Here is a 10,733-nt window from a genome sequence, read left to right as displayed (position 1 = left end):
AGGGCTCCGGCTGCATGAGGCCGGGGCCCGCTCGCCGTTTTTTATCCTGTCCGCCGTGCCTGCCGGTGCAGTGCGCGGCAATATCTTATCCGCGAGGAATGTGACATGGCTCAGAATGAAGATCGTGGCCGGTGCATCAAGGCCGGTGAACTGGCTGTAGTGGTGGGCGCCGGGCGTTCCGGCAAGGCAGCGGCCCGTCTTCTGTTGCGGCAGGGCGCCCGGGTGCGCCTGCTGGAGAGCAATCCCCAGGCTCTGGACGAAGCGCAGGCCGCGGCCCTGCGCGCGGAAGGCATCGAACTGGTGCTGGGGGAACAGGGGCCGGAGCTCTTTGCCGGTGCGAAGATGGTGGTGCCCAGCCCCGGCCTGCCCGTGGTGCGCCTGCGCGAGATGATGGGCCCCCATGCCGATGCGGAAGGTACCGAGATCCTGGCCGAGATGGAGCTGGCCTGGCGAGCCCTTGACGGCGAGCCCGTGCTGGCGGTGACCGGCACCAGCGGCAAGACCACCACGGTCAGTCTGGCGGCGGCCATGCTGCGGGAGCAGGGCCTGCGTGTTTTTCTGGGCGGCAATATCGGCACGCCCCTTTCGGAATATCTGCTTTCCGGCGAAAAGGCCGACGTGCTGGTGCTGGAGACCTCGAGCTTCCAGCTCCAGTGCTGTTCCACCTTCCATCCCCGGGTGGCCGTGGTGCTGAACATCTCGCCCAACCATCTGGATTACCACAAGGACATGGAAGAATACATCGAGGCCAAGTTCCGTCTGTTCCGCTGCCAGACGGAAGAGGACCTGGCGGTTTTGGAGCCCGGGCTGGAAGAGACCGCCGCCCGCTTCGGCCTCAGGGCCCGCAAGGTGTGGATCCGGCCCGAAGGCCGCTTCCCGGACTGCCCCCTGTTCGGACAGCACAACCAGTTCAATGCCGAAGCCGCCTGGCAGGCCTGCCGTCCCTTCGGCGTGACGCTGGAGAATGCCGCCCGCGCGGTGGCTGCCTTCAAGCCCCTGCCCAACCGGCTGGAATCCGTGGCCCGCGTGCACGGCGTGCTTTATGTGAACGACTCCAAATGCACCACGGTGGCCGCTCTGGAAGTGGCGCTGGAAGCCATGGACCATCCCGTGCACCTGCTGTGCGGCGGCAAGTTCAAGGGCGGGGATCTGGACGGCATGAAGGATCTGTTGCGCCGCAAGGCCAAGAGCGTGAACCTGTACGGGGCCAGCCGCGAGATCTTCGAGGCTGCCTGGCAGGGCGTGGTGCCCCTGTGCTGGCACGAGCGCATGGAAGACGCTGTCCTGGCCCTGCAGGGCAAGGTGAAGGAGGGCGATGTGGTCCTGCTGGCTCCGGCAACTTCCAGTTTTGACCAGTACCGCAATTATGTGGAACGCGGCAACGACTTCAAGCGCATCGTGGGAAGCCTGGCATGAAGAACATGTTCCTGAGCAGGAAGGAAAAGAAAAAGGAAGAAGCCGCTCCCCAGGGCGGAGGCATCTCGCGTGCTCTGGGCAAGGTGAGTTTTGAGGTTTTCGACTGGTGGCTGTTCACCCTGATGCTCATCGTCCTGGCCATCGGCCTCATCATGGTGCTGTCGGCCAGCGGCATCGTGGCCGAGCAGGTCAACGGTGACAAATACTACTTTTTCAAGCGCCAGCTGATCTTTGCCTGCGGCGGGGGCCTCGTGCTCTGGGGCGCGGCCCTCATGCCCCGCAGCTGGCTCTACAAATTGCAGTATCCGGCCATCTTCCTCTCCCTGTTCCTGCTCCTGCTGACCCTGTCGCCCCTGACGCCGTCCATCAACGGCGCCAAGCGCTGGATCCCTCTGGGGCCCGTGAACCTGCAGCCCATGGAGTTCGTCAAGATCTCCCTGGCCCTGTACCTAGCCTATTTCATGAGTTCCAAGCAGGCACTGGTCAAGACCTTCAGCCGGGGCGTCATCCCGCCCTTTGCCGTGACGGGCCTGTTCTGCGGCCTGCTGCTGTTGCAGCCCGACTTCGGCAGCGCCGTGGTGGTGGCCAGCATCTTGTTCTTCATGTGTCTGGCCGGGGGCACGCGTTTCATCTATCTGTTCTTCGCCATGATCCTGGCCTGCGCCGGCGCCATGGCCCTGGCCATCCTGGAGCCTTACCGCCTGCGCCGCCTGCTGGCCTTTCTGGATCCGTTCGCCGATCCCACCGACACGGGCTATCACCTGGTGCAGTCCCTGCTGGCCATCGGATCGGGCGGCTTTTTCGGCGTGGGCGTGGGCGCCAGCCGACAGAAGATGTTCTATCTGCCCGAAGCCCACAACGACTTCATCATGGCCGTGCTGGCCGAGGAGCTGGGCTTTGTGGGCATCACCGTGGTCATGCTGCTGTTCGGCCTGCTGTTCTGGCGCTGTTACCGCATCATCATGCGCCAGACCGAACTGCGCGACCGGCTGACGGCCTTTGGCCTGACGGTCATCCTGGCCATGGGTGCCGTCATGAATCTGGCCGTGGTCATGGGGGTGGCGCCGCCCAAGGGCGTGCCCATGCCCCTGATGAGCTACGGCGGCAGTAATCTTATGGCCACCATGCTCTGCGTGGGCCTGCTCATGAATTTTTCTCGCACGGCCACGGGCAAGGAGGGGAGCATATGGAAAGAGTCCTCTTAACCACCGGCGGTACCGGCGGGCACATCTTCCCGGCGCTGGCCGTGGCGGAAGCCCTGCGTCAGCGCCATCCCGGTGTGGAACTGCTGTTCGTGGGCTCGCAATACGGCCCGGAACAGCGTCTGGCCCGGGCGGCGGGCATCGACTTCATCGGCCTGCCGGTGCGTGGCTTTTTGGGGCGTGGCCTGCGGGCCTTTGCCGCTGCGGGGCGCATGGCCTGTGCCGTCTGCCGGGCCCGGGGCATCATCCGGCGCTTCCGGCCCCAGGTGGTGGCCGGTTTTGGCGGTTATGCCGCCTTCGCACCCATGCTGGCGGCCCGTCTGGCCGGTGTGCCCACGGTGCTGCATGAGCAGAACGCCATCGCCGGCATGAGCAACCGCATCCTGGGGCGCCTTGCCCGGCGCATCTGCCTGTCCCTGCCGGGGACCGAGGGCTTCGACGCCTCCCGGACGGTACTGACGGGCAACCCCGTGCGCGCCGCCGTGGTGGCGCTGGCCGGACGGCAGCATGATTTTTCCGGCAAGCGCCTGCTGGTCATGGGGGGGTCCCTGGGGGCCCATGCCCTGAACGTGCATGTGTGCCGTCATCTCGACGCCCTGCGGGCCGCGGGCATCGAAGTGCGCCACCAGACCGGCGTGCGTGACGAGGCCGTGACCCGCGAGGCCTATGCGGCGGCGGGCTATGACCCGGCCTGTGTGAGTGCCTTCATCGACGACATGGCTTCGGCCTATGCCTGGGCGGATCTGGTGCTTTGCCGCGCCGGGGCCACCACCGTGGCCGAGCTTTGCGCCGCGGGCCTGCCCTCGGTGCTGGTGCCGTTTCCCTATGCGGTGCATGACCACCAGACGCGCAACGCCCAGGCCCTGGTGGCCGAAGGCGCGGCCCTGATGCTGCCCGAGGCCCGCATGGAGAGCGACGGCCTCATGGCGCAGGTCACGGACCTGCTGCAGGATACCGGCAGGCTGCGCACCATGGCCGCTGCGGCTTCCGGCTGTGCCCGCGTCCGCGCGGCGGAGCTGGTGGCCGCGGAACTGGAGACCGTGTGCGCACGGTAAGTTCACGATAACATCTTCTTCCGGATAGAGAGAGACATATGGACAGCAAGATTCGGCAGATTCACATGGTGGGCATCGGCGGCGCCGGCATGAGCGGCATCGCGGAAGTCCTGCTCAACCTGGGCTATGACATCTCGGGCTCGGACATGAGCGATTCGGCCGTGGTCAAACATCTGCGTAGTCTTGGGGCCCGCATCGCCGTGGGCCATGCGGCCGAGAACGTGGGCAACGTGCAGGTGCTGGTCAAGTCCACGGCCATTGCCGAGGACAACCCCGAAGTGGTGGAAGCGCGCCGCCGCAACATCGCCATCATCCCCCGTGCCGAGATGCTGGCCGAACTGATGCGCCTGCGCCAGGGCGTGGCCATTGCCGGTACCCACGGCAAGACCACCACCACGTCCCTGACGGCCTCCATCTTCGATACGGCCGGTCTGGACCCCACGGTCATCATCGGGGGGCGCCTCAATGTCTACGGCACCAATGCCCATCTGGGCAGCGGCCACTACCTCATCGCCGAAGCCGACGAATCCGACGGCTCCTTCCTCTGTCTGTTCCCCATCATCAACGTGGTCACCAACGTGGACGAAGACCATCTGGACCACTACGGGACCCGGCAGGCCATCGACGACGCCTTTGTCCAGTTCATGAACAAGGTTCCGTTCTACGGCCTCAACGTGGTCTGCGGCGATGATCCCGGCGTGCGGGCCCTGCTGCCGCGCGTCAAGCGCCCGGTGCTGACCTACGGCTTCGCCGCCGACAACCAGCTGCGCGCCGTGTTGCTGGAATCGGGCATGACCAGCCGTTTCGAGGTCTGGCGCGATGACCGGAAGCTGGGCGAAGTGAGCCTGCCCCATCCCGGCCGCCACAATATCCTCAATGCCCTGGCCGCCATCGGTGCCGCCACGGCTGCCGACATCCCCTTCGAACGCTGTGTGGAAGGTCTGGCTACCTTCCGAGGCGTGGGGCGCCGCTTTGAATTCAAGGGCGAACGCAATGGGGTGACCGTCATCGACGACTACGGCCATCATCCGGCCGAGATCGCGGCCACGCTGGCCACGGCCCGCCAGGTCTTCCCTGACCGCCGTCTGGTGGTGGCCTTCCAGCCGCACCGCTTCAGTCGTACCCAGGCCCATTTCGGCGAGTTCTGCAAGGTCTTCGACGTGGTGGACCAGCTGGTGCTGACCGAGATCTACGCCGCTTCCGAAAAGCCCATCCCCGGTGTTTCCGGCGAGAGCCTGGCCCAGGGCATGCGTCAGGTCTCCGAGACCCCGGTCACTTATTTCCAAACCATCGACGCCATGGTCAAGGGCCTGGACGATATCCTGCAGCCCGGTGACGTGCTGCTGACTCTGGGGGCCGGCACCATCACCCGTGTGGGGCCCGCCTGGCTGGAGGGCGGCAAGGATGCGTGAGATCCTGTCTCCTTCGCTGGCAGAGCGGACATCACTGCATCTCGGGGGCCGGGCCATCGCGGAACTGGTGCTTGAGCGTGCCGAGGATTATCCGCTGCTGGCAGAACGTTTGCAGCAGCTGGGCGGGAGCCCGTTCATCATTGGCGCGGGCACGAATTTGCTTGCCCGCGATGGTGAATTACCAGTCGTGCTGCTTCGTTCTGCAATCAAGGAAGACCCCGAGATCGTCTGGGAATCTGAAGCGCGGGCCCACGTGCGGGTAGGGGCGGGCGTGCCCCTGCCGCGCCTGCTTGGTTTCTGTGCCCGGCGGGGTTTAGGCGGTCTTGAGGGCCTTGTCGGCATCCCCGGGAGCGTCGGGGGGGCCGTGGCCATGAACGCAGGCTCCTACGGTTGCGAGACCTGCAGGAATCTCTTGGAAATCAAGGCCGTTGTCGATGGTCGCCCGCGGGTCTTCCCGGCAGCGGAACTGCAGTATGGTTACAGAACCCTGCTGGTGGACGGCAAAAAAAACGGTTTTCTTGTGCTCGAAGCCACATTTGACTTGACCAAGACTGACAGGGATGGCATTTCTAAACTCATGCATCGCAATATTTGCGAGAAAAAGTCTAAACAACCTGTGACAGCGTGGAGTGCGGGCTGCGTATTCAAAAATCCGGCCCCGGACAAACCAGCCGGCATCCTTCTGGATAGGGCCGGCTTTCGCGGCAGGCGGCTTGGCGGGATGGCTTTTTCGACCATGCATGCCAATTTTTTGATAAATGAAGGGAATGGCAGCGCGAGTGCCGCGTTCGAACTTATCGAAAGTGCGCGGCAGGGAGTGCTGGAGCAGTTCGGCATCACGCTGGAAACGGAAGTCAGGATCGTGCCGTGACCTTTTCGCTGAAAAAAAACCGGCGCAATACGCGCTCCTACAGCGGTAGTTCGACACCTGCTCCCAGTCGCAGCACCGCTTCCCGCCCCAATACCCGCAACCGGGCCAAGCCGGCGAGGGAAAAACGTCAGTTCTCCCTTTGGAGCAAGCTGCAGGGCGGGCGTGTGCAGCGTTTTTTTTGCGTCCTGTTCCTGCTGGCAGGGCTGGTAGCGGCTGTGACGGGCCTGTGTGCCGGGTCCATCTGGCTGTACGGCAAGGCCACGACCAGTGACTTCTTCGCCACGCGGCATATCGACGTGGCCGGGAATGTCAGATTGTCGCGGGAGATGGTCCTGCAGTATGGCGGTCTGAAGGAAGGGGAGAACTCCCTGGCGGTCAGCATCGCGGAAGTGGAGCGCAAGCTGCGTGCCACGCCCTGGGTGGAAGAGGTCTCGGTCAAACGTCTGTTGCCGGACCGCTTCGTCATCAAGATCAAGGAGCGTATGCCCACCTTCTGGGTCCACAAGGACGGGGTGCTATATTACGCCAATGAATCCGGCGAGGCCATCGCGCCTGTGGAGAGCCGCAACTTCCTCTCGCTGCCGACCCTGTCCGTGGAAGCGGGGGCCGAGGATGACGTGGCCTACCTGCCGCGATTCATGAAGGATCTGCATGCGGGCAGCCTGCCGGTGGAGGCGGGGGCCATTGCGTCGATCACGGTGAGCCCCGCACGGGGTATCGAGATATATCTGGGAGACCGCGAGATGCGGCTTTCCATCGCAACGGATGACTGGGCCGGGAATCTTGCCCGGATCGGCCTGACGCTGGGGGATCTGGCACGCAGGCACGAGCTGAAGAACGTGCGTGAGGTGCGTTCGGTCAACGGCAGTGTCTGGGTGACGCTCAGTCAGCCCATGCGCGGATGATGTTTGGTGAGGAGTAACTATGGCGGATCTCATTGTAGGCCTGGATATCGGCACTACCAAAGTGTGTGCGGTCGTAGGGGAAATGGCGGAAAACGGCCTGGTGGATGTCGTTGGAATCGGCACCCGTCCCTCTCACGGCATGCGCAAGGGCGTGGTGGTGAATATTGAGCAGACCGTGCAGTCCATCCGGGGCGCCATCGAGGACGCCGAGCTCATGGCCGGCTGTGAGATCAATTCGGTCTATGTGGGGATCGCCGGCGGGCATATCGCCGGGATCAACAGCCATGGCGTCATCGCCGTCAAGGGCGGCGAAGTGGGCCAGCGCGATGTGGAACGCGCGCTCGATGCGGCCCGTGCCGTGGCCATCCCTGCGGACCGTGAAGTCATCCACATCCTGCCGCAGGAATATATCGTGGACAACCAGCGCGGCATCGCCGATCCGCTGGGCATGGCGGGCGTGCGTCTGGAGGTCAAGGTGCACATCGTGACCGGGGCCGTGACCTCGGCCCAGAACATCGTGCGCTCCTGCCACCGCAGCGAACTGGAAGTCTCGGACATCGCGCTGGAGTCCCTGGCATCGGCCAAAGCCGTGCTGACGGAAGAAGAGCGCGAGCTGGGCGTCGCGCTGGTGGACATCGGCGGCGGCACCACGGACATCGCCATTTTCGCCAACGATTCCATCAAGCACACCCATGTGCTGGCGCTGGGCGGCCAGAACCTGACCAACGATATCGCCTTTGGCCTGCGCACCCCCATTGCGGCGGCCGAGCGTATCAAACTCAAGTATGGCTGCGCCCTGACCGACATGGTGCGGCATGACGAATTCATCGAAGTCCCCACCGTGGGCGGCCGTGATCCCAGCCGCATCTCCCGCCAGATCCTGGCGGAGATCTGCGAGCCGCGCATGGAAGAGATCCTGTGTCTGGTGAACAGGACGCTGGAAAACTCCGGTTACAAGAACTTCCTGGGCGCAGGTGTGGTGCTGACCGGCGGCACGGCCCTTATCGAGGGCTGTCAGGAGCTGGGCACGCAGATCTTCAACCTGCCCACGCGTATCGGCTACCCCCGCAATGTGGGCGGCCTCAAGGACGTGGTGAACAGCCCCAAGTTCTCCACGGCTGTGGGTCTGCTGCGTTACGGTGCGGAAAAGGAAGTTTCCGGCCAGAAAAAGTTTACTCCCACGCACAGTGACAGCGGCGTTTTCGAAGGCCTGCTGGCGCGCATGAAGAAGTGGTTTTCCGACATTTCCTAAAAAAACAAAGCGGGCAAGCTTTTAGAGTATTTGAGGAGAGGGAACTATGTCACAATCCATTGTTGATGATATCGACATCACGCTGGGCAATAATGCCAAGCTTAAGGTCATCGGTGTAGGCGGTGGCGGCGGCAACGCCGTGCAGAACATGATCACTTCCGGTCTGCAGGGGGTGCAGTTCATCTGCGCCAATACCGATATGCAGGCCCTGAGCCGCAACAACGCCCCGGTCAAGATCCAGCTGGGCGAAAAGCTCACCAAGGGCCTGGGGGCCGGTGCCAACCCCGCCGTGGGCCGTGAGGCCGCCCTGGAAAGCGTCAATGCCATCCGGGAAGCCATCGGCGATGCCGACATGGTCTTCGTGACCGCTGGCATGGGCGGTGGTACGGGGACGGGGGCCGCGCCCGTCGTGGCCCAGACCGCCAAGGAGATGGGCGCTCTGACCGTGGGTGTCGTCACCAAACCTTTCTCTTTTGAAGGGGCCCGCCGCCGTCGCTTTGCCGAAGAAGGTCTGGAAGAGTTCAAGCAGCATGTGGACTGCCTGATCACCATCCCCAACGACCGTCTGCTGGCCTTCGCTCCCAAGAAGACTCCCTTCTCTGCCATGCTGCAGAAAGCCAACGACGTGCTCTTCTATGCCGTCAAGGGTATTTCCGACGTCATCCTGGCCGATGGTATGATCAACCTCGACTTCGCCGACGTGCGCACCACCATGTCCGAATCCGGCATGGCCCTGATGGGCACCGGTGTGGCCGCCGGTGAGAACCGCGCCCGCGAGGCCGCCCAGCGCGCCATCAACAGCCCGCTGCTGGAAGACGTGTCGCTGGAAAGCGCCAAGGCCGTGCTGTACAACATCACGGCGTCCATGGACATCTCCACCGACGAGATCGCCGAGATCGGCGACATCATCGCCGATGCCACGCCCGAAGATACCAACATCATCTTTGGTGTGGTCTATGACGAGAACATCGGCGACGAACTGCGCCTGACCGTCATCGCTACGGGTATCGATCCCAGCGCCACGGTGGTGCAGCCCGTGGCCGAGCCCGTGAAAAGCTCCAGCGTGACTAAATTCCCCGGCTCGCAGGCTGCCCAGGCTGCCCGCCCCATGGAAGCGCCGCAGGCTCCTGCCTATGAGCAGCCCCGTCCGCGTCCCGTGCGCCAGCGTGGAGACTGGATCCCCCAGAACTCCTATCCGCAGGGGGGATACGGTCCCTATTCCGCCCAGGACCAGTTCGAGAAACCGACCTATCTGCGCACCGGCGCCACGCTGGGCCAGCAGCCCATGCCCCGGCGCCAGCACAACCCCGGTCATGAGGACTTCACCTACAGTGAAGAAGACTTCGAGATTCCTACGTTCATCCGCACTCAGGCCGACTAGGCCGTGCGGCAGGCCGCTGAGGCATGAACGCATGAGATTTCAGGGCTCACCTCTTCGGCCCTGAAATGCCCGCCGGGAGGCCCATGGGGGGCCTCCCCTTTGTACCGTTCCGGTGCACAAAAACGCCCGTAAGTTCGTCTTGCGGGCGTTTTTCGTTTTGCGTGCCAGTCTATGCATTACCGGCGGCACGATACCAGGCAGATGATCGACAAAAATGACGGAGCAGGGCGAAGCCGGTGCGGCCTCAGCGGTATTGCCACCAGCGCCAGAGCATCCACAGGGCAAGGCCTGCCAGGGTCGCGGACAGGATCAGGAGATTCTTGCCCGGTGAGCGAATCCAGCCCGCAAGATAGACGCGACCACCAAAAAAATGGCCAGCAGTGCGAGGATGATGGCAAGGCTCATGTCGTTTCGGCCGTGATCGCTGAAAAAGATCGGTCACAGCAGCGAGCCGCTGTCCAGATCGGGGGAGCTGGGCTTGATGTCCAGCAGGGGCGTGCCGTCCAGCATATCCACATGCGAGACGTGGAGGATGTTCCCGTCCCGGCGCAGCAGCGGTACCAGACTCATGCCGATGCCGCTTGGACGGCAGGGAGCACGGGTAGTGAAGACGCCGCGCTCCTGCGTCTGCCCGTGCGGGATGACCTGCAGGCGCGGAGCCTCCGCCCTGTGGAAGGCGAAGATCAGCCAGATGCGGGCAAAGCGCTCCAGGCCTTCAAGCCCGGCCATGAATTCGGGAAAGATCTCCACCCGGCCGGTGTAGTCTGCGGCGCGGATGGGTTGACGGGGCGTTTGGGCCGGATCGGTATGGGGGGTGTGGATGATGCCGATGGGGCGGCAGGTGAACAGGGGCAGCGACATGGACTCCTCCTGTGAGCGTTTTCCCGGGGAATGTCACAAGGCACGGCTGGCGGTCGATGGACAGTCGTACTGTCCTGGATGCCTTTGCATGGAACCTGTGAATGCGAACTGGCAGGGCGATACCGCCCCCAAATCCGTATTTCCACTAGCGCTAGCCGCGTGCTGGCGGAAAGGGGGCTGGAGCCACGCTATCCCTTCGGCCATGCGGGCGTGTCGTCTGCCTCCTGCGGGCGCAGCTGCGGCGCGTGGATGGCCAGCCAGACACAGGGCTTGCTGGTCTCCAGTACACGATGGCGCACATGCTTAGAGGATGTCCGGCATGTTTTTTGATTTTAAAAGGTGTGGTAATCTCGTCCCATGAAACAAACAGATTTTCGT

Annotated in this window: 9 protein-coding genes; 8 read left to right on the top strand and 1 reads right to left on the bottom strand. The window is 63.7% G+C overall.

All coding sequences use genetic code 11. The features are described from left to right. Nucleotides 1–105 precede the first annotated feature (105 nt). From murD to ftsZ, 8 genes are all read left to right on the top strand, one after another. Nucleotides 106–1,416, top strand: a complete 1,311-nt coding sequence (murD, locus tag HF854_RS05810; protein ID WP_168935447.1) for a UDP-N-acetylmuramoyl-L-alanine--D-glutamate ligase — start codon at nt 106–108, stop codon at nt 1,414–1,416. Next, entirely contained in the window at nt 1,413–2,621 is a 1,209-nt protein-coding gene (gene ftsW / locus HF854_RS05805) for a putative lipid II flippase FtsW (protein ID WP_168935446.1), read from the top strand. Before murD ends, ftsW begins: the two co-directional genes overlap by 4 nt. Continuing rightward, nucleotides 2,603–3,673 (top strand): undecaprenyldiphospho-muramoylpentapeptide beta-N-acetylglucosaminyltransferase, encoded by a 1,071-nt coding sequence (gene murG, locus HF854_RS05800; protein ID WP_168935445.1) that lies wholly within the window; start codon nt 2,603–2,605, stop codon nt 3,671–3,673. The genes ftsW and murG overlap by 19 nt, the downstream gene beginning before the upstream one ends. Nucleotides 3,674–3,711: 38 nt before the next feature. Then, nucleotides 3,712–5,085, top strand: a complete 1,374-nt coding sequence (murC, locus tag HF854_RS05795; RefSeq protein WP_168935444.1) for a UDP-N-acetylmuramate--L-alanine ligase — start codon at nt 3,712–3,714, stop codon at nt 5,083–5,085. Continuing rightward, the gene (murB, locus tag HF854_RS05790) at nt 5,078–5,956 is read left to right on the top strand and encodes a UDP-N-acetylmuramate dehydrogenase (protein ID WP_168935443.1); all 879 of its coding nucleotides are present in this window, start codon (nt 5,078–5,080) and stop codon (nt 5,954–5,956) included. Before murC ends, murB begins: the two co-directional genes overlap by 8 nt. Nucleotides 5,957–6,120: 164 nt before the next feature. After that, on the top strand, nt 6,121–6,861 hold the full coding sequence (locus tag HF854_RS05785) for a cell division protein FtsQ/DivIB (protein ID WP_168935442.1): 741 nt from the start codon (nt 6,121–6,123) through the stop codon (nt 6,859–6,861). A gap of 19 nt (nt 6,862–6,880) precedes the next feature. Next, nucleotides 6,881–8,113, top strand: coding sequence for a cell division protein FtsA (ftsA, locus tag HF854_RS05780; protein WP_168935441.1), 1,233 nt, complete (start codon nt 6,881–6,883; stop codon nt 8,111–8,113). A gap of 46 nt (nt 8,114–8,159) precedes the next feature. Then, complete coding sequence (gene ftsZ / locus HF854_RS05775) at nt 8,160–9,494, top strand: cell division protein FtsZ (RefSeq protein ID WP_168935440.1); 1,335 nt, start codon at nt 8,160–8,162, stop codon at nt 9,492–9,494. Nucleotides 9,495–9,932: 438 nt separating this feature from the next. Here ftsZ and tsaA read toward each other — a convergent pair whose 3' ends face one another. Further along, entirely contained in the window at nt 9,933–10,355 is a 423-nt protein-coding gene (gene tsaA / locus HF854_RS05770) for a tRNA (N6-threonylcarbamoyladenosine(37)-N6)-methyltransferase TrmO (RefSeq protein WP_168935439.1), read from the bottom strand. Between the last annotated feature and the right edge of the window lie 378 nt (nt 10,356–10,733).

This window comes from Desulfovibrio piger (assembly GCF_012843875.1).
GTDB lineage: Bacteria > Desulfobacterota > Desulfovibrionia > Desulfovibrionales > Desulfovibrionaceae > Desulfovibrio.
The sequence above is the reverse complement of the archived record's forward strand: the minus strand, read 5'-3'. Positions and strand labels throughout refer to the sequence as shown.

Bases quoted from the DNA above. Each gene is read 5' to 3' on its own strand.
- ftsA (WP_168935441.1), top strand. From the start codon at position 6,881: ATGGCGGATCTCATTGTAGGCCTGGATATCGGCACTACCAAAGTGTGT.
- ftsW (WP_168935446.1), top strand. From the start codon at position 1,413: ATGAAGAACATGTTCCTGAGCAGGAAGGAAAAGAAAAAGGAAGAAGCC.
- murC (WP_168935444.1), top strand. From the start codon at position 3,712: ATGGACAGCAAGATTCGGCAGATTCACATGGTGGGCATCGGCGGCGCC.
- murB (WP_168935443.1), top strand. From the start codon at position 5,078: ATGCGTGAGATCCTGTCTCCTTCGCTGGCAGAGCGGACATCACTGCAT.
- murD (WP_168935447.1), top strand. From the start codon at position 106: ATGGCTCAGAATGAAGATCGTGGCCGGTGCATCAAGGCCGGTGAACTG.
- murG (WP_168935445.1), top strand. From the start codon at position 2,603: ATGGAAAGAGTCCTCTTAACCACCGGCGGTACCGGCGGGCACATCTTC.
- ftsZ (WP_168935440.1), top strand. From the start codon at position 8,160: ATGTCACAATCCATTGTTGATGATATCGACATCACGCTGGGCAATAAT.
- tsaA (WP_168935439.1), bottom strand. From the start codon at position 10,355: ATGTCGCTGCCCCTGTTCACCTGCCGCCCCATCGGCATCATCCACACC.